General features: G+C 72.5%; 16 protein-coding genes and 1 pseudogene. 5 read left to right on the forward strand and 12 right to left on the reverse strand.

The window, feature by feature from the left end:
• Positions 1 to 21: 21 nt before the first annotated feature.
• The 10 genes and pseudogenes from IT347_02670 to IT347_02715 all read right to left on the reverse strand — a co-directional run bounded on the left by IT347_02670 (position 22) and on the right by IT347_02715 (position 9427).
• Positions 22 to 369 (reverse strand): hypothetical protein, encoded by a 348-nt coding sequence (locus tag IT347_02670; GenBank protein ID MCC6348478.1) that lies wholly within the window; start codon positions 367 to 369, stop codon positions 22 to 24.
• A gap of 383 nt (positions 370 to 752) precedes the next feature.
• A pseudogene (locus IT347_02675) lies at positions 753 to 938 on the reverse strand (NUDIX hydrolase).
• A gap of 101 nt (positions 939 to 1039) precedes the next feature.
• Complete coding sequence (locus tag IT347_02680) at positions 1040 to 1864, reverse strand: phosphodiester glycosidase family protein (protein MCC6348479.1); 825 nt, start codon at positions 1862 to 1864, stop codon at positions 1040 to 1042.
• On the reverse strand, positions 1864 to 2952 hold the full coding sequence (locus tag IT347_02685) for a M50 family metallopeptidase (GenBank protein ID MCC6348480.1): 1089 nt from the start codon (positions 2950 to 2952) through the stop codon (positions 1864 to 1866). Before IT347_02685 ends, IT347_02680 begins: the two co-directional genes overlap by 1 nt.
• Before the next feature lie 105 nt (positions 2953 to 3057).
• Positions 3058 to 4299: a glycosyltransferase family 4 protein gene (locus IT347_02690; protein ID MCC6348481.1), complete on the reverse strand. Its 1242-nt coding sequence runs from the start codon at positions 4297 to 4299 to the stop codon at positions 3058 to 3060.
• Complete coding sequence (locus IT347_02695; protein ID MCC6348482.1) at positions 4296 to 4904, reverse strand: hypothetical protein; 609 nt, start codon at positions 4902 to 4904, stop codon at positions 4296 to 4298. The genes IT347_02690 and IT347_02695 overlap by 4 nt, the downstream gene beginning before the upstream one ends.
• Before the next feature lie 137 nt (positions 4905 to 5041).
• Positions 5042 to 5932: an FAD binding domain-containing protein gene (locus IT347_02700; GenBank protein ID MCC6348483.1), complete on the reverse strand. Its 891-nt coding sequence runs from the start codon at positions 5930 to 5932 to the stop codon at positions 5042 to 5044.
• Positions 5929 to 6558, reverse strand: coding sequence for a (2Fe-2S)-binding protein (locus IT347_02705; protein MCC6348484.1), 630 nt, complete (start codon positions 6556 to 6558; stop codon positions 5929 to 5931). Before IT347_02705 ends, IT347_02700 begins: the two co-directional genes overlap by 4 nt.
• A gap of 8 nt (positions 6559 to 6566) precedes the next feature.
• Entirely contained in the window at positions 6567 to 7112 is a 546-nt protein-coding gene (locus tag IT347_02710) for a hypothetical protein (GenBank protein ID MCC6348485.1), read from the reverse strand.
• On the reverse strand, positions 7109 to 9427 hold the full coding sequence (locus IT347_02715; GenBank protein MCC6348486.1) for a xanthine dehydrogenase family protein: 2319 nt from the start codon (positions 9425 to 9427) through the stop codon (positions 7109 to 7111). The genes IT347_02710 and IT347_02715 overlap by 4 nt, the downstream gene beginning before the upstream one ends.
• 116 nt (positions 9428 to 9543) lie before the next feature.
• Between IT347_02715 and IT347_02720 the strand changes: the two genes are divergently transcribed.
• The 5 genes from IT347_02720 (at position 9544) to IT347_02740 (ending at position 14367) form a co-directional block, all read left to right on the forward strand.
• A complete protein-coding gene (locus tag IT347_02720; GenBank protein MCC6348487.1) occupies positions 9544 to 11316 on the forward strand; it encodes a peptide ABC transporter substrate-binding protein in 1773 nt (590 codons plus the stop codon).
• Positions 11313 to 12230: an ABC transporter permease gene (locus tag IT347_02725; GenBank protein ID MCC6348488.1), complete on the forward strand. Its 918-nt coding sequence runs from the start codon at positions 11313 to 11315 to the stop codon at positions 12228 to 12230. Before IT347_02720 ends, IT347_02725 begins: the two co-directional genes overlap by 4 nt.
• A 2-nt stretch (positions 12231 to 12232) precedes the next feature.
• On the forward strand, positions 12233 to 13141 hold the full coding sequence (locus tag IT347_02730) for an ABC transporter permease (GenBank protein ID MCC6348489.1): 909 nt from the start codon (positions 12233 to 12235) through the stop codon (positions 13139 to 13141).
• Positions 13142 to 13441: 300 nt separating this feature from the next.
• Positions 13442 to 14119 (forward strand): RNA polymerase sigma factor, encoded by a 678-nt coding sequence (locus IT347_02735; protein ID MCC6348490.1) that lies wholly within the window; start codon positions 13442 to 13444, stop codon positions 14117 to 14119.
• Positions 14116 to 14367, forward strand: coding sequence for a hypothetical protein (locus IT347_02740; GenBank protein ID MCC6348491.1), 252 nt, complete (start codon positions 14116 to 14118; stop codon positions 14365 to 14367). The genes IT347_02735 and IT347_02740 overlap by 4 nt, the downstream gene beginning before the upstream one ends.
• Before the next feature lie 196 nt (positions 14368 to 14563).
• On the opposite strand, the gene icd is transcribed toward IT347_02740, so the two are convergent.
• Both icd and aceK read right to left on the reverse strand, forming a co-directional pair.
• Complete coding sequence (icd, locus tag IT347_02745; protein ID MCC6348492.1) at positions 14564 to 15844, reverse strand: NADP-dependent isocitrate dehydrogenase; 1281 nt, start codon at positions 15842 to 15844, stop codon at positions 14564 to 14566.
• 52 nt (positions 15845 to 15896) lie between these two features.
• Positions 15897 to 17624, reverse strand: a complete 1728-nt coding sequence (gene aceK, locus IT347_02750) for a bifunctional isocitrate dehydrogenase kinase/phosphatase (protein ID MCC6348493.1) — start codon at positions 17622 to 17624, stop codon at positions 15897 to 15899.
• Positions 17625 to 17689 lie beyond the last annotated feature (65 nt).

Consider the following 17689-nt stretch of genomic DNA (forward strand, 5'->3'; position numbering starts at 1 on the left):
GGTGGTCCGGCCGGGCCCGGCTCAGCGCGCGCCGCGCGCGTCGCGCTCGGCGCGCGCGGCGACGCCGTACAGGATGCGCGCGTTGAGCAGCGCCGCGGCCGCCGCGAGCAGGAAGCCAAGCGCGCGCAGGACCCCGGCCGGCAGGTGCGGGGCGAGGGCCTGCGCGACCAGCGCGAGTCCCGCCGACCACGGCGCGGTCAGCACCGAGAGCGCGACCGAGCCCAGGCCGCGCCGCCCGCTCGCGAGCTCGTAGAAGAGAAGCACGAAGGCCAGCGCGACCAGCGTGAGGTAGATCGCCGCGGCGCGCCGCCCCCACGAGCTGTGGGCCGGCGCGGGCGTGAGGGTGTCGGGTTCGGGGGGCAGGCTCATGCCTTCCGCACGCTAGCGGAGCGCGCGCGATCGCGCGACCGCGCGGCGGCGCGGCGATGCGCTCGCGCGCCGGCGGATCGCGCCGGGCGCGTCACCGGGTCGCCCGCGGGGCGGTCGCGCCGTCGCGCCGATCCGCCGCGCACACCGGCGGTCCGCCAGCGCCGCAGCGCGGCGAAGAGCGCCGGCATGTGCGCCCACGAGAAGCGCCGGCGCAGCGCCGCCAGTCGCGTCATCGGCACCCACTCGGCGCTCGCGGCGTCGTCGGCCGCCACGGGTTCACCGCGACGCCACTCGCCCACCCAGTACCAGTTCATGGTCGGGAAGCGCCCGAATCCCTTCAGCGCGTACTCGTCCCAGTGAAACGACAGCGGCTCGATCGGCCCCAGGGTCAGTCCCGTCTCCTCGCGCAGCTCTCGTCTCGCCGCCGCCTCGAGGCTTTCGCCCGACTCGACGAAGCCGCCGGGCACGTCGAGCCGACCGACCCGCGGCGGGTGCGCCCGTCGCAGCAGGAGCACCGCGTCGCCCCGGACGACGAGCAGCCCCGCGCACGGCCGCGGGTAGTCGTAGATCAGGAATCCGCAGCGCGGGCAGCCGAACCGGCGCGGCCGGCTCGAGGTCGCGGGCCGGCGCCTCAGCGGCCGCCCGCAGCGCGCGCACGGAAAGCCGGCCTTCACGGCGCCTCGACGGTGATCACGGCGGGCAGCGGCACCTGCGCCCCCGGCGCGCCGGCTTCGCCCTGCTTGGGCCAGCGCCCGAAGCTCGCATAGTGGTACGAGCCGCTCGCGACGACGAGCTGCGCTTCGAGGCCGCCGTCCATGCTCATGGCGTGCGTCAGGCGCAGCGGCGACTTCATGAGCAGCTCGGCGAATCCCGCGAGCGTGTACGCGCCTTCGGTCACCAGCACCACGACGTGCCCCTCCGGGTCCTCGGCCACCGCGGTGCGGTTCGCGATGCGGGTCGTGCGCTTGACGCGCACGCCGCCTCCGCGATCGAACAGCATGAAGGACTGCGCCACGTCGCTCCACCCGCTCTCGCGGGAGAGCGGCGAGGTCGCGAGGTCCAGCACGCGCGCATCGCGCGGGCCCTTGCCTCCCGAGGCGACCAGCGCGGCCTGAAAGCCCGGATGCACGCGGGCGGAAATGGTGTCGCCACCGCTCACGTACAGCCCCATGTAGCGCAGGTCGGGGTAGAACTGCCCGGCGTTGAAGACGGCCAGCGCCCCGGTGGTGCGCTGCCAGTCGAGCACGCCCGGCGGCTTCGCGCGGCCGAGCTGCGACCAGTGCCGCGCGCGCACCCGCACGAGGCGGGGGTCGAGCCGCAGCGCCGCGACCGTCGCGGAACCCATCTGGCAGTACGGGCTGCCGGTGAAGGTCGCGAACTCCGCCCCGGGCTGGAGCGTCCGCCAGTGCGGGGCGCGGCCGTTCTGCCACAACACCCAGGCCGCCGCGATCGCCACGACCGGCAGGACCCAGCGGGCGTGCAGCGAACGCCGCATCACGCCACGCCCGAGTGGCGTTGCCTCGCCTCCTGCACCAGCAGCAGCTCGCCGATGTTCTCGAGCGTGAGCAGCCCGACGAGCCGGCCGCGCGCCATGACCGGAAGCGCGTTGAGCCGCGCCGCACGCATGCGGACCAGCGCGGCCTCGAGCGGCATGGACAGTTCGATCGGCTCGACGTCGGTGCGCACCAGCCGGCCGAGCGGCGCGTCGGCGCCCTCGCGCCGCAGGCCGCCCAGCAGGTCGGCGCGGCTCAGCATGCCGAGGTACTGCCCGCCTTCGAGCACCGGAAAGTCCTGCTGCTCGCCGGCCAGCAGCAGGTCCACGGCGTGCGCGATCTCGTGCCGGGTCTCGAGGCTCACGAACGCGGTCACCATCGCGGCGCTCACCGGCAGCCCGGCCAGCGAGCTGCGGGTCTGCACGACGGCGCGCTCCTCCGCGGCGGTGATGAACACGAACATCGCGATCAGCACCAGCACCAGGTTGTGGAAGACGAAGACGCCGGCGGCCGCGAACAGCAGCGCGAACCCCTGCCCGATGAGCGAGGCGATGCGCGTGGCGCGCATGAACGGCAGGAACATCGCGAGCGCCCCGCGCAGGACGCGGCCGCCGTCCATCGGGAACGCCGGAATCATGTTGAAGACGATCATGAACACGTTGGCGAACAGCAGGAACTCGAGCGTGCCCTCGCCCGAAGCCCGCTGCACGATCGCGTCGAAGCCCAGGTGCGAGGTGGACAACGCCAGCAGGAAGATCGCGGCGAGCACCACGTTCACCGCCGGCCCGGCGATCGCGACGAGGATTTCCTGGATCGGCTTGTCGGGCATGCGTTCGAGGCGCGCGACGCCGCCGATCGGCAGCAGGATGATCTCGCGCGTCGCGATGCCGAACCGGCGCGCCATGAGCGCGTGGCCGAACTCGTGCAGGATCACGCACAGGAACAGCAGCAGCAGGTGCAGCACCGTGTGAAACGCGTCACGCGGGCTCGCCGACTTGATCAGCGCGACGAACGCCAGCAGCAGCAGGAAGGTGACGTGCATCTCCACGCGGATGCCGGCGAAGGTGCCGAGGCGGAGCGTCCAGCGCATGGATCGAGCGTCCTCCGGTGAATGGCGATCCGGAGTCTCGCACAGCCGCGGGCTCCCGCTCCACTGGGCGGGACCCGGGAGCGCGCGGCGCGAGGCTGCGACCGGTCAGGCGGCGCGGCGGCGGGGAGCGCGGCGGACCGGTCCCGATTCCTCGGCGCGGCGCGCGCGACGGTAGAGCTCCTCGTGCGCGTAAACCGCCCGGTCAATGTCGAACCGTTCCATGGCCGCGAGCCGGCCGCGTTCGGCGTACTCGGCACGCCCCGCGGGATCGCGCACCAGCGCGGCGATGGCGTGCGCGAAGGCTCCGACCGGCTCCGAGGGAATCCGCAGCCCTTCGACGCCGTGCGTGATGAGCTCGCCGATCGAGCCGGCGTCGTGCGCGACGACCGGCAAGCCGACCGACATCGCCTGCATGACCCGCAGGCCCCCGCTCTCGGGAAGGGTGCCCGGCAGGCAGGCGACGTCGCAGGCGGCGAAGAGGGCGGGCGCGTCGGCCGCCGTCAGGCCGCTGAACACGTGCACCTGCGCGCCGAGCCCCATCTCGCGGGCTTCCGTGAGCAGCAGCTGCGGCCCGGCCGGATCGTCGGGATCGCTGTCGGGCACGATCATCTCGACACCGGGCAGGCGCGCGTTCAGCGCCACCAGCAGGTCGGACAGCGAGACGGCGCCCCGGTGCTGGCCGGCGTTGCCCAGCACCAGCACGCGCGCCGGGCGCGCGCCCGTGAGCAGCGCCGCGACGTCGGGCGAGGAGGGCGCGCCCGGCTCCGGCGTGTAGGCGAACGCGTCCACGCCCGGGCGCACGCAATCCACCGGGCGGCCGAGGCCCGCCTCGAGCCGCTCGCGCGCGGCGGCCGTGTGCGCGATCACGACGCGCGCCTCACCGCCGAGCGGGGCCCGTGCATCCATCGCGCGCAGGTGCAGCAGGCCCGCGCACGCGCCGCACTGCTCATGCGGGTGCGCCAGCGGGCACGCCGTCAGGGAGGGACGCTGGATCAGGTCGCCGGCCGCGCACATCGGCCAGTAGCCGTGCGCGTCCAGAACCAGCGGGGATTCCAGCAGCGCCTGCAGGACCGGCTCGCTCCACGGGCCGGCCGAAGCGAGATGCACCACGTCGGGCTTCTGGCCGAGCGCCTGGAAGATGACCGGCTCGATGCCACCGGACGACGGCCTCCAGACGGCCACCCCGGGAACCTCCGGCGCGGGCGAGTCGTCCTCGGGCCAATGCGCGAGCACCGCGGTCACTCGGTGACCACGGTAGGCGAGCCGGGCCGCCAGGTCTTCCAGCCAGCTCCCGGTCTCTTCCGGGCGGGTCGCCTCGAAGCCGTCGGCGACCAGGAGAATCCTCAAGCCGCGCGATCCTCGTCTTCGTCGTAGTGGTCTTCGTACCGGTCCTCGTCGGGGACGAAACCGGACTCCATCTCGGCCAGATCTTCGAACGCCAGTTCGGGACCCGCAGCGCGGGCGTCCTCGCAGGCCGCGGCCTCCTCGGCCGTCATGCCGCCGGGAGCGTTCCAGCGCTCCTGCAGATAGGCGCTCAACGCCTGCAGGTCGCGGCGGGCGGCGCTGTGGCCGGGGTGGATCCACAGCGTGTGACGCAGCAACCGGATCGCGTCCTCGACCGCGCCGTACTCGAAGCACGCCGTGGCCGCCACGAAGAACAGCCCCGGATGATGCGGCGAGAAGGACAGTCCGCGGAGCGCGCGCGAAAGCGCCTCGCGCGCGTCGTTGTCCTCCATCGCCGAGTAGGCGGCGCGGGCGAGGAAGCGGGCCGCCTCGGGATCGGGCGGGGAGTCCAGGCCGGGGATGTAGCAACGCAGCTCCTCGCAGGCCCGGCGCAGCGACATCGACACGAACGGATCGAGCCGCGAGGCGGGCGATGCGGCGACACGTTCCCCGAGGCGCGCGAACGCATCGAGGATGTCCTGCAGGCTGGGATGCTGGGAGGGCGACACCGTCGGCTCCGGGGCTGTCGGACCCGGCCCTCCCCCTCCGGGGAGCGGCGGCGAGGTCCATGCAGGAGCGGGTATCGGCCCGGGCGCCGAAAGGCTGAACCGCGGAAACGGCCGACCGGCATGCGGGCGGCGGTCCTTCAGCCCCGGGAGTACCCCGGGTGGGCGGTTCGCAGGAACTGCGCGAGCAGGTTGCGCGCGACCGCCGAGCGGTATTCGCGGTCGGAGCGGATGTCGTCGATCGGCGCGATGTCCCGATCGAGCGCGGCCAGCGCCGCCGCCGCCGCCGCGCGGGACGGCGGCGAGGCGAGCAACGCCGCCTCGGCGCCGGCGGCACGCACCGGCACGGGCGCGACGCTGCCCCACGCCAGGCGCACGAGATCGGGCGCGCTCGCACGCCCGGCGTGCAGCAGCCCGGCGAAGACCACCTTGGAGATGCTCTGCGCCGCGCGCGTTCCGACCTTGCGGAAGAACGCCGGGGCCCCGCGCGGAGCGGGCGGCAACTCGAACGAAACGATCAGCTCGTCGGGCTCGAGCGCCAGCCGCCGGTAGCCGGTGTGGAGCGAGGCGAAGGCGATCTCCCGCTCGCCGCGCACCGAGGCGACGCGCACGAGGGCGTCGTGGGCGAGCAGCACCGGCAGCGAGTCGCCGGCCGGGGAGGCGTTCGCGACGTTGCCGCCGACGGTGGCGCGATTCTGGATCTGCGCCGCGCCGATCACACGGGCCGCCGCGGCCAGCGACGGCCAGCCCGCCGCGACTTTCGCGTGCGCGCCGAGCTCGCGAAACGTCGTGAGAGCGCCCATGCGCAGGACGCCGCCGGGCGTCACGCGCAGGCCCCGCAGGGCGGGGATTCCCGACAGGTCGAAGAAGCGCGTGGCCGTCAGGCTGCCGGCGTTCAGATAGACGTAGAGGTCGGTCCCCCCGGCGATCGGCGTGAGCCGCTCGGACCGGCACGAGTCCGCGAGCAGCCGCAGCGCGTGCGCCAGCGTGGCGGGCCGCTCGAGCGAAAGCCGCGACAGCGCCGCCTTCACCGCGCGGCCCGCCGCCGCTTCGTGGCGGCTCCGCGCCTGCCCGTCCTCGGCGCGGCGGTCCCGCGGGCCGCCGGCTTCGGCGGCCGGCCTGCCGCGGCGCGCGCGCGTGCCCGGGTCGCGGCCGCCCGCTTCCGCTTCCCGGAGGCGGACGACTTCGCCGGCCTCGCCGGGCGGGCGGCGGCGCGCACCGCGTCCACGATCTTCTGGTAGCCGGTGCAGCGGCAGAGCGTGCCGGCGAGGGCCACGCGCACCTCGTCCTGCGACGGCACGCGGCCGCGCAACGTCGCGAGCAGCGCCGCCGAGGTCACGACCATGCCGGGCGTGCACATGCCACACTGCGCGGCGCCCAGGTTCACGAACGAGCGCTGCAGGTTCGACAACCGGCCGTTGCGCGACAGGCCCTCGACGGTCGTCACCTTCGCGCCGGCCGCGTGCGCCGCGGGCACCAGGCAGCTGTTCACGGGCAGGCCGTCGAGCAGCACCGTGCACGCGCCGCACTCGCCCTCGCCGCAGCCTTCCTTCGTGCCGGTCAGTCCGCACTCCTCGCGCAGGACGTCGAGCAGCCGCTTGAGCGGCGGAACGGACACGCGCCGGCGCGCGCCGTTCAGCGTGAACGTCAGGGTCACCCGTCCGTTCATTCCCCTTCCCCTTCCTCCACGCCGCTCTCGTGCCGCAGGTTCGCGAACGGCGGCGCGCCGTACGCTTGCTCGAAAGCCGCCAGGAGCGCCGCCTCCTCGCCCGCGGCGTCCGCGCACGGTTTCCAGGCGATGGGCAGCGCGTAGGCGTCCGCGAGCTGCCAGACGTATCGCCCTCCCCAGTGGGCCACGTTCCTGCCTTCGCCGAAGCGCAGCCAGCGCTTGATCCGCTGCTGCAGCAGGCTTCGCACCCCGGGGCCCCGTGCGCGCCCGACGTACAGCACGCACGCGCCGGCCACCCACCTCTCCGCGAGAGCCTCGCTCTTCACGTTCGGGTCCATGCCCCGCCAGAACGCGGCCGTCCCGCGCGGATTGAAGCGCGGCGCTGCGCCGCTCTCGCGCACCATGACGTACACGCCCGTGTCGCGCGGCACGCCCGCGCAATCCTCGCGCCTCAGGTCGCGGGCGCTCACGAACCCCTCGAAACCCGCGGCCCGCAGGGTCGCGATGCAGTCGGATCCGGCGGCGCAGGCGATCGCGCTCACGCGCCGTCCCCGGCGAGCGCGCGCAGGACGCGCTCCGGCGTCGCCGGGATCTCGTCGAGCCGGCGGCCCGTCGCGTGCGCGATCGCCTCGATGACGGCCGGCGCGGGCACGTCAATGGGCAGCTCGCCGACGCCCTTGGCGCCGAACGGCCCGCCCGAGTACGGAATCTCGACGATCTCCACGTCGAGCGGCGGCGCGTCGGCCGAAGTCGGGATGATGTAGTTCGTGAGCTGGTGATTCCACACGCGCCCGTCCTTCCAGCGCACTTCCTCGAGCAGCGCCCAGCCCAGGCCCTGCAGGGTGCCTCCCTCGATCTGACCCGAGGCGAGCACCGGGTGAACGGCACGGCCGATGTCCTGCGCCGTCGTCACCCGCACCACCTTCGTCTCGCCTGTGTCGAGGTCCACCTCGACTTCGGCGGCAAGCGCCGCGTAGGCGAAACAGCCGTAGGCGTCGCCACGATAGGTCGCGTCGTCCCACTCGACCGCGGCCGGCTTCTCGTACTGCTGCTCGATCCTCAGGGCGCCGCGCTCCCGCGACCAGCGCAGCGCGACCGCGTGGAAGTCACGCTCCCCGGAGCAGGCGTGCTCGGCGAACAGCTCGAGCTTCTCCTTCATGCGCCGCGCGCAGCGCTCGAGCAGCCCGCCGACCACCATCAGCGTGCGGGACGCCACGGTCGGCCCGCTGTCGGGCACGAACGCGGTGTCGGGCACGTGGATCGCCACGCGCGTGGCCGGCAGTCCGAGCACCTGCCCGACGATCTGCGCGAACGTCGTGATGGCGCCCTGGCCGATCTCGGTGTTCGCGACCTTCACGCACGGCCAGCCGTCGGGCCCGAGTTCGAGCGCGGCCCGCGAGGCGAGCGTGACCTCGCCGCTGCCGGTGAAGCCCGCGCCGTGCTGGACGAGGGCGAGCCCGAGCCCGCGGCGCAGGCGACGACCGCCCGCCGTGGCGCGGCCGGTGCGCTCGGCGGCCGCGGCCTTCGCGTTCGCCCGCTCGAGTCGCGCGCGCGTGGCCCGCCAGCCGGCGCGCTTCAGCGTGCGCTCCAGCACCGCGTGCGCGCCGACGCTCTCGCGCAGCACCTGCCCGGTGGGCGTCACGTCGCCTTCGCGCACCGCGTTCCGCCGGCGCAGCTCGGCCGGATCCATGCCGAGTGCCGCGGCGATCCGGTTGATGTGGCACTCGAGCGCGAACAGCGTCTGCGGCGCGCCGAAGCCGCGAAAGGCGCCGTTCGGAGGCGTGCTGGTGGCGACCACGCGCGCGACGATACGCGCCGCGGGCCAGCGGTAGGGTCCGCCGGCGTGGATCGCGCCGCGCGAGAGCACGACCGGCGAGAGCGTCACGTACGCGCCGCCGTCCAGCACGACGTCGGCCTCGAGCGCGAGCAACGTGCCGTCGCGCTTCACGCCCGCGCGCAGCCGGGTGCGCGAGGGGTGGCGCTTGGTCGTGGCGGCGATGTCCTCGAGCCGGTCGTAGGCGATCTTGACCGGACGGCCGCTCTTCCACGCCAGCAGCGCCGCGTGCGCGGCGATGATGGACGGGTACTCCTCCTTGCCGCCGAACCCGCCGCCGGTGACCGTCTGCGTGACGCGGACCTTCTCGCCGGGCAGCGCGAAGGCGCGCATCAGCGCCTCGTGCACGTAGTAGGGGCACTGCAGCGACCCGCGCACCCACAGGCCTCCCTCGGCCGTGCGCTCTGCGAGCATCGCGTTGTTCTCGATGTAGAGCTGCTCCTGGTGGCCGGTGCGGTACTCGGCCTCGATCACCAGGTCGGCGTCCGCGAACGCGGCGGCGAGATCGCCGCGCTCGATGAGGATGCGCTTGAAGACGTTGTCCTCGCCGTACAGGAGCGTTTCGGCGGCGAGCGAAGCTTCGACGGTCAGCACCGCCGGCAGCGGTTCGTATTCGACGCGCACCGCCGCGAGGGCGGCCTCGGCGCGCTCGGGGTCCTCGTGCGCGAGGAGCAGGATGGGCTCCTCGGCGTGGCGGACGAATTCCGAGGCCAGCAGCGGCTGATCGTCCTCGATCAGGGCCACGACGTTGTCGCCGGGAATGTCGCGGTGGTCGCAGACCGTGACGCCCTTCCAGTCGAACGCCGGATCCAGCGTCACCCGCGTCACGCGCCCGCGCGCGATCGTCGAGCGCACCGTGCGCCCGTGCAGCACACCGGGCACCCTGAGGTCGTCCAGGTAGCGCGCGCGGCCCGTCACTTTGTCCGCGGCGTCGAGACGCGGCAGCGGAACGCCGACCGAGGCGGGCAGCTCGAGCTTTCGACGGGTGGTGATCTCGCGGGAAGACGTCCGGGGGCGCGCCATGCACGCACTGTAGAGGACTTTCGGCGATTCGGCATCCGCCGCGGGCCGGCCGGGCCTCGAGTTCACGCATCGCTCACGCGTCGCCGCGCGTGCGCCTTCTGCTATCGTCCGCCGCCGTGACGCCACTCCGTTCCGCCCGCACCCTTCGCATGCTCGCCACGCTGGCGCTGGCAGGCACGCTCGGCGCCTGCGCGCCGCACACCGGGACCACGCTCGCCACGCACGGCAGGCGCTGGTTCGGAACGATCTCGCCGCCGCGCGCGAACGTCCTGCGCTTCAATCTCGGGGCCGAGCCCGAGCTGATCGATCCCGGTGTCACCTCGGGACAGACCGAAAGCCGCGTCTCCCGCATTCTCTTCGAAGGCCTCACCAGCTCGGACCCGCAGACGCTGCAGCCCATCCCCGGGCAGGCGTATCGCTGGGAGATCTCGGCGGACGGGCTCACCTACGTCTTCCACCTGCGGCCAGGGCTGGTGTGGAGCGACGGCCGTCCGCTCGGCGCGGAGGACTTCCTGTGGTCGTGGCGCCGCGCGCTGGCGCCCCGCAGCGCCTCTCGCGCGGCGGGCCTGCTCTACCCGATCGTCAACGCGGAGCGCTACAACCGCGGCGAGCTCGACGACTCGACCCAGGTGGGGCTCGCCGCGCCGGACGACTCCACGTTCGTCGTCCGGCTGCGCGCGCCGACGCCGTACTTCCTGTTCCTCACCTCGTACACGACCTTCCTGCCCGTTCCCCGGCACGCGATCGAAACCTGGGGCCGCACCTGGTCGGCGCCCGGGCACATCGTCTCGAACGGCCCCTTCCTGCTGAAGGTGCACCGCCAGAACGAGCGCCTCGAGTTCGCGAGGAACCCGCGCTTCTGGGACGCGGGGAACGTGCGCCTCGACGGCATCGTCGCCTACCCGGTGGACGACCTGAGCACGTGCGTCAACCTCTACAAGTCCGGCTCCGTGGACTGGAACCCGAGCGGCTACATTCCCTCGCCGTTCCTGCCGCTCATGCGCGAGTACTCGGACTACGTGACCGGCGAGTACCAGGGCACCTACTTCTACAGCTTCAACGTCACCCGCAAACCGTTCGACGACGTGCGCGTGCGCCGCGCGCTCAACCTGGCGATCGACCGCGAGGCCATCGCCCGCGACCTGCTCAAGGGCACGCGCCGCGCGTGGGGCCGCATCACGCCTTCGGGCTATCCGGGCTACGAGGGTCCGCCGCAGATCGGCTACGAGCCCGGGGCGGCGCGCCGGCTGCTCGCCGAGGCCGGCTACCCGGGCGGCCGCGGCTTCCCGAAGTTCTCGATCCTGTTCAACACCAGCGAGGACCACCGCCGCATCGCCGAGGCGGTGCAGGCGATGTGGAAGCGCGAGCTGAACGTGCCGGTCGAGTTGCTGAACATGGAGTGGGGCACGGTGCAGCAGGCGACCGTCGCGCTGCGCTACGACGTCACCCGCCGCTCGTGGATCGGCGACTACCTCGACCCCAACTCGTTCCTCGGGATCCTGCGCACCGGTGACGGCAACAACCGCACCGGCTGGAGCGACCCGCGGTACGACGCGCTGCTGGACGCGGCGGCGCGGGAACTCGACGCGGCGCGGCGATTCCGGCTGCTGGCTCAGGCCGAGAAGATCGCGCTCGACGCGGCCGTCTTCATCCCCATTTATCACTACTCGACGCACGAGCTGGTCAAGCCCTACGTGCGCGGCATCTACCACACGGCGCTCGACGTGCACCCGCTGACGCGCGTCTGGATCGACCGTGACTGGCGCGAGCACGAAGCCATCGTGGCGGCGCCCGCCTCGCGCGCCGGGCGGCACGAGGCCCGCGGCGCTCCCGGCGCGCCCGCCCCGAGCGACGGCCGTCCTCCCGCGGGCGGCGCGTGGCGGCGATGACCACCTACGTCCTGCGCCGGATCCTGCTGTTCGTGCCCACGCTCTGGGTGATCGCGACGCTGTCGTTCTTCATCGTGCGGCTCGCGCCCGGCGGACCCTTCCAGTCCGAGAAGGAGATCCCGGCCGCGGCCAGGGCGCAGCTCATGCGAACCTACGGACTCGACCGCCCGCTCCCGGAGCAGTACGTGCGCTTCCTCGCCAACGCGGCGCGCGGGGACTTCGGCGTTTCGTACCGTTATCCGCAGCGCCAGGTGCGCGAGATCGTCTCCGCCGGCTTCCGGGTCTCGGCCGAGCTGGGCGGCTGGGCGCTGCTGCTCGCCGTGCTGGCGGGCGTTCCGCTCGGCGTGCTCGCGGCGGTGAAGCGGAACCGGCTGGCCGATCACGCCGTCATGGGGCTCGCGCTGGCCGGCGTGTCGGTGCCGAACTTCGTCCTCGCGCCGCTGCTCGTGCTGATCTTCGCCCTGACGCTCTACTGGCTCCCGCCCGCGCTCTGGAACGGGCCGGCGAGCCGTGTGCTGCCCGTGATCGCGCTGTCGCTCATGTACGTCGCGTTCATCGCCCGGCTCGCGCGCGCCGGCATGCTCGAGGTGCTGGGCCAGGATTTCGTCCGCACGGCGCGCGCCAAGGGGCTCGCGGAGCCCGCCGTGATCGCGCGGCACGCGCTGCCGCTGGGAGTCCTGCCGGTGGTTTCGTTTCTCGGGCCCGCCGCGGCTCGCGTCGTGATGGGTTCGATCGTGATCGAGCAGGTGTTCGCCATCCCCGGCCTTGGGCGCCAGCTCGTGGGCGCGGCCTTCAACCGCGACTACACGCTCGTGCTGGGCATCGTGCTTTTCTACGCGGCGCTGCTGCTCGTTCTGAACCTGCTGGTGGACCTCGCCTACGCGAAGCTCGACCCGCGCGTGGAGCTCTCGTGAGCATCGGCCTCGCCCCCCCGGCGACCGTCGCGCAGCCCGCGGGTGAGGCACGGGCCTCGCGCTCGCTCTGGTCCGACGCCTGGCGGCGCCTGCGGCGCAACCGCGTCGCCGTCGCCTCGGGGCTCTTCCTCGTGGCCGTCTGTGCGATCGCCGCTCTGGCGCCGTGGATCCCGTTCGTGCAGGACCCGGCAGCGCAGGATCTGGCCCGCGGCGCGACGCCACCGTCGTGGGCGCACTGGTTCGGCACCGACGACCTCGGCCGCGACCTGTTCGCTCGCGTCCTCTTCGGCGGGCGCATCTCGATGCTGGTCGGGATCGTCGGCACGCTCGTCAGCCTGGCGATCGGCGTCACCTGGGGCGCGGTCGCGGGCTATGCCGGCGGCAAGCTCGACGAGCTGATGATGCGCATCGTGGATGTGCTCTACTCGCTGCCCTACCTGTTCCTGGTGATCCTGCTGCTGGTGTTCTTCGAGCGCTCGCTGCTCATGCTGTTCGTCGCCCTCGGCCTGGTGCAGTGGCTGACCATGGCGCGTATCGTGCGCGGGCAGGTGCTGTCGCTGAAGGCGCAGGTGTTCGTCGAGGCCGCGCGCGCGCTGGGCGCCGGCGACGGTGCCATCCTCGCCCGCCACATCGTGCCCAACACGCTCGGTCCGGTCATCGTCTACGCGACGCTGACCGTGCCGGCGGTCGTCCTGCAGGAGGCGTTCCTCTCGTTCCTCGGTCTCGGCGTGCAGCCGCCCGACGCCTCGTGGGGCACGCTCGTCGCCGACGGGGCGCGGACGATGGCGATCTTCCCGTGGCTGGTCACGTTCCCGGGGATCGCGCTGTCGCTGACGCTGCTGGCCTTCAACTTCCTGGGCGACGGCCTGCGCGACGCGCTCGATCCCCACGACCACGGCGACGTGAGCTGAACCCGGGCGCGCGCCGCCCTCTGCCCCGGCCGTCCCAATACGAACGCCCGGGTGAGCACGAACGCGGCGTGTCCCCCCGTGTCGCGCCGGCCCACCCGGACGTTATTCATCGTCGTCAGCGCCGCGGACCCCCCGAAACGGCCGCGCGCGGGGAAAACCCGCGGAGGCCCTGGCCTGCCGGGCGTCCGCTGCGGGGTAGTCCCCGATTCGCAGCCGGTGTTACAGACGAACTCCTTCAGGTCGCCCTGCCGAGGTCGGGTATGCTGACGCCGACCCGGGCCTCGGCCAGGAGGATCGAACGTGTCGGACATGCAGGCGGACCGGGAGCGATTGCTGGTCCGGAGGCTCCGTTCAGGCGACGAGACGGCCTTTGCCGAGCTCGTGGACTCCATGCACGGCCGTCTGCTGGCCTTCGCCCGCACCTTTACTTCGTCCCCGGCGCTGGCCGAGGACATCGTGCAGGAGACCTGGCTGGGGGTGATTCGGGGCCTCGCGGGCTTCGAGGAACGCTCGAAGCTGCGAACGTGGATCTTCGGCATTCTCGTCCGCCGGGCCCGCACGCTCGCGGCGCGCGAGGCGCGGCGTTCCGAGGTGCCGCTCAAGGCTGCCGGCGACGACGGCGAACCGACGCAGGAGTGGGTGCCGGGCGCGGGCAAGGCGGGCCTGTGGACGGAGCGGCCGGTTCCCTGGGGGCTCGAGGATCCGGCCCTGGCGCTGCGGACGGCCGAAGCCGCCCGCGTCATTCGCGAAGCCGTCGAGTCCCTGCCGCCGGTCCAGCGGCAGGTCGTCCTGCTGCGCGACGTCGAGGACGTCGGCGCCCAGGAGGTCTGTAACATACTGTCCGTCAGCGAGACGAACCTGAGGGTGCTGCTCCACCGCGGACGCGCCCGCATCCGGCGGGCCCTCGACCGTCACGTGCGGGGCGCGATGTCGGCGCAGGCGCAGCTCGCACCGCGGAATCCGGGAGAGTCGGCATGACCTGCCATGAAGCCATTGACGTCATGGGCGAGGCGCTCGAAGGCCACCTCGATGTGGCGCTGCTGCCCGGCTTCGACGCTCACCTGGCCGAGTGCCGGCCCTGCGCGACGTACTTCGAGCACCTGCAGGTTGTCCGCCGGGCGCTGCTCGAGCTTCCCGGCGAGCCCTCGACGAGCCCGCATCGCTCCGAGCTGCTCGCCGAGTACCGTCGCCGCTTCCGCACGGACGTGAAGCGACGGTTACCATGATCTCGCCGTGTCGGGGGCCGAATCACTTCCTTCCGGGGTGTACCTTGTGCGTCCGTGCGTCGGCCCCGCGCGCATGACACGACGACTCGCGGTGATTCGCTGACCACCGAGCGGATGACGCTTGTGACGAACGACGCGGCGCCGGCTCCGCGCCACCTTCGGTTCCGCCCTGCGGAAGCCACCGCGACGCGTCCGCCTACATGTGCGCGACGATGTTGTCCCCGAACTCGCTGCACTTGATCTCGGTCGCGCCTTCCATGAGGCGCGCGAAATCATAGGTCACGCGCCGGCTGCCGATCGCGCCGTCCATGCCCTTCAGGATCAGGTCGGCGGCCTCGTTCCAGCCCAGGTAGCGCAGCATCATCTCGCCCGAGAGCACGACCGAGCCCGGGTTCACCTTGTCGAGGTCGGCGTACTTGGGGGCGGTGCCGTGCGTGGCCTCGAAGACGGCGTGGCCCGTCACGTAGTTGATGTTGCCGCCGGGCGCGATGCCGATGCCGCCGACCTGCGCGGCCAGCGCGTCCGAGAGGTAGTCGCCGTTCAGGTTGAGCGTGGCGATGACGTCGAACTCTTCGGGGCGGGTCAGCACCTGCTGCAGCGTGATGTCGGCGATCGCGTCCTTGACGATCACCCGTCCCGCGGCCACGGCGGCCTTCTGCTCGGCGTTCGCGGCCTCCTCACCCTTCGCCGCCCGGGTGCGCTCCCACTGGTCCCAGGTGTACACGCGGTCGGCGAACTCGCGCTCGGCGAGCGCGTAGCCCCAGTTGCGGAACGCGCCCTCGGTGAATTTCATGATGTTGCCCTTGTGGACGAGGGTGACGCTCTTCAGCTTCTGCGCCAGCGCGTACTCGATCGCGGCGCGGATCAACCGCTCGCTGCCCTCGCGCGAGACGGGCTTGAAGCCGATGCCGCTCGTTTCGGGAAAGCGCACCTTCTTGTGCATCGAGGGGAAGTTGTCCTTCAGGAACGCGAGCACCTTCTTCGCCTCGTCCGATCCTTCCGCGAACTCGATTCCCGCGTAGATGTCCTCCGTGTTCTCGCGGAAGATCACCATGTCCACCTTCTCGGGGTGCTTCACGGGCGAGGGCACGCCCTGGAACCAGCGCACCGGGCGAAGGCAGACATACAGGTCGAGGATCTGGCGCAACGCCACGTTGAGCGAACGGATGCCGCCGCCGATCGGCGTCGTGAGCGGGCCCTTGATGCCGACGAGGTGGGTGCGGAACGCGTCGAGCGTTTCGTCGGGGAGCCAATTGCCGGTGGCGTCGAACGCCTTCTGCCCCGCGAGGACTTCCTTCCAGACGATCTGCCGCCCGCCGCCGTAGGCCTTCGCGACCGCCGCGTCGAACACGCGCACCGACGCGCGCCAGATGTCGCGGCCGGTGCCGTCGCCCTCGATGAACGGCAGGATGGGATGGCTGGGCACGACGAGCCTGCCGTCGCGCAGCGTGATGGATTCGCCCTGAAGGACGCTCATGGCTCTCGTTCTCCTCGAATGAGGCCCGCGCTCGGCGGGCGGTGCGGCGGGTTCAACCGGGGCCGGGCCGCAGGCGGCGCGCCGTCCGGTAGGGAAAGACGTCGATGATCTCGCCCTGGTGCAGGCGGTCCTGCATGCGCCGCCACCAGCCGGCTTCGAGCAGGTCGCCGTGCGCGGCGAGGAACGCTTCGAGCAGGTCGCCCCGGAGCCCGAGAAAGGCCCGGAACTCCTCCGGGAAGACGTCGTGTTCGCCGACAAAGTACCACGGCTCCGAGGCCACTTCCTCGTCGTCGCCGCGCGGTGCCGGCAGGTCGCGGAAGCGCACCTGGAGCAGCGGGCACAGCTCGTCGTAGTCGTAGAAGACCAGCCGGCCGTGGCGCGTGACGCCGAAGTTCTTGAGCAGCATGTCGCCCGGAAAGATGTTGGTCGCCGCGAGGTCCTTGAGCGCCTGACCGTAGTCCACGACCGCCTCGCGCGCCGCCTCGGGCGCGGCTCCGGCGAGGAACAGGTCCAGCGGCAGCAGTCGCCGCTCGGTGTACAGGTGCGCGATCACGACGCGGCCGCCGCGCAGCTTCACGCTCTCGGAAGTGTGCGTGAGCAGATCGTCGAGCAGCGCGGGATCGAAGCGTTCCGCCGGGAAATCGAGGTGCTCGAACGTCTGCGCGTCCACCAGCCGCCCCGCCCGGTCGTGGCGGTAGACGAGCTCGTACTTCTCGCGGACCTGCGCGTGCGTCACGGTCTTGGGGTACTCGAAGCGGTCCCGGATCAGCTTGAAGACCACGTCGAAGCCCGGAAGCGCGAACACCGACATCACCATGCCGCGCTTGCCGGGCGCGATCGCGAACTTCTCGTCGGTGTTCGCCAGATGTTCGAGCAGCGAGCGGTAGAGCTCGGTCTTGCCGTGGCGGTGAAAGCCGATCGAGTTCCACAGGTCCGAGACCGGTTTGCGTGGCATGATCGTCCGCAGCCAGTCCACCATCTCGCGCGGCCGCCCGGTCTCGGCGAACAGGTACGAGCGCGCGAAGCTGAATACGACGCTGATCTCGTTCTCGGTGAACAGCGCGGCATCCACGACCACGCGGCCCCGGGGATTGAGGAGCGCGATCACCAGCGGAATCGAGCCCGTGTCGAGGTGCAGGTGTCCGACCAGGTAGGCGCCCTTGCCGCGGAAGAACGCGGTGCGCGCCACCTCGATGGCCCGCACGCGGGCCGCCGGAACCTCGGGCGGCACGGCGCGAACGAGCCGTTCGGCGTCCCCCCGCAGGTCGTCCCATGCCGCGCGCAGCCCCGCGCCCTCGAGCACGCGCCGGAAGGCCAGCGCGAGGTCGCCGTCGCACGGCACGGTGCGCGTGTGGCTCCACGGCGCGCGATACTCCCGCCGCGGAATGGCCGCGGAGACGAACTCGACCTCCGGATCCACGCCGACGGTGTGAAAGATGCGCCGGACGTTGCTGTTGAAGAACGTCTCGGCGAGCTCGGCGTAGGCCCCCGGCGTGACGAGGGATTCGAAGTTCGCGCGGATGGCGGTCCACGTGCCGCGGTCGGCGAGCCGCGCGCCGAGCAGCAGGCGCAGCCCCGTCTGCGTGCCGCCCACGGCGTCGCCGTACAGGTCGAGCCGGCGGCCGGAGTCGCGCTGCATCGCGTGCCAGTCGCGGTTCGAGAAGTGCGCCCCCGCGACGCGCGAGAGCGCGAGGAAGCGGCGCATGTACTGCGCGAAGGAGTCGGCGATCAGCGCGGCGGCCTCGCCGGCGAGCGTCGGGTCGGTGGACGGGGTCGGCATGAGCGGCCCGAGTCTAGGGCGGCCGCCATGGCCGGCCAAGAAGGGCTGGCGGAGGTGCTCGCACA

This window comes from Candidatus Eisenbacteria bacterium (genome assembly GCA_020847735.1).
Lineage (GTDB): Bacteria > Eisenbacteria > RBG-16-71-46 > RBG-16-71-46 > RBG-16-71-46 > CAIXRL01.

Coding starts and splice junctions, on each gene's coding strand:
- IT347_02670 (MCC6348478.1), bottom strand. CDS start 369: ATGAGCCTGCCCCCCGAACCCGACACCCTCACGCCCGCGCCGGCCCAC.
- IT347_02680 (MCC6348479.1), bottom strand. CDS start 1,864: ATGCGGCGTTCGCTGCACGCCCGCTGGGTCCTGCCGGTCGTGGCGATC.
- IT347_02685 (MCC6348480.1), bottom strand. CDS start 2,952: ATGCGCTGGACGCTCCGCCTCGGCACCTTCGCCGGCATCCGCGTGGAG.
- IT347_02715 (MCC6348486.1), bottom strand. CDS start 9,427: ATGGCGCGCCCCCGGACGTCTTCCCGCGAGATCACCACCCGTCGAAAG.
- IT347_02725 (MCC6348488.1), top strand. CDS start 11,313: ATGACCACCTACGTCCTGCGCCGGATCCTGCTGTTCGTGCCCACGCTC.
- IT347_02740 (MCC6348491.1), top strand. CDS start 14,116: ATGACCTGCCATGAAGCCATTGACGTCATGGGCGAGGCGCTCGAAGGC.
- icd (MCC6348492.1), bottom strand. CDS start 15,844: ATGAGCGTCCTTCAGGGCGAATCCATCACGCTGCGCGACGGCAGGCTC.
- aceK (MCC6348493.1), bottom strand. CDS start 17,624: ATGCCGACCCCGTCCACCGACCCGACGCTCGCCGGCGAGGCCGCCGCG.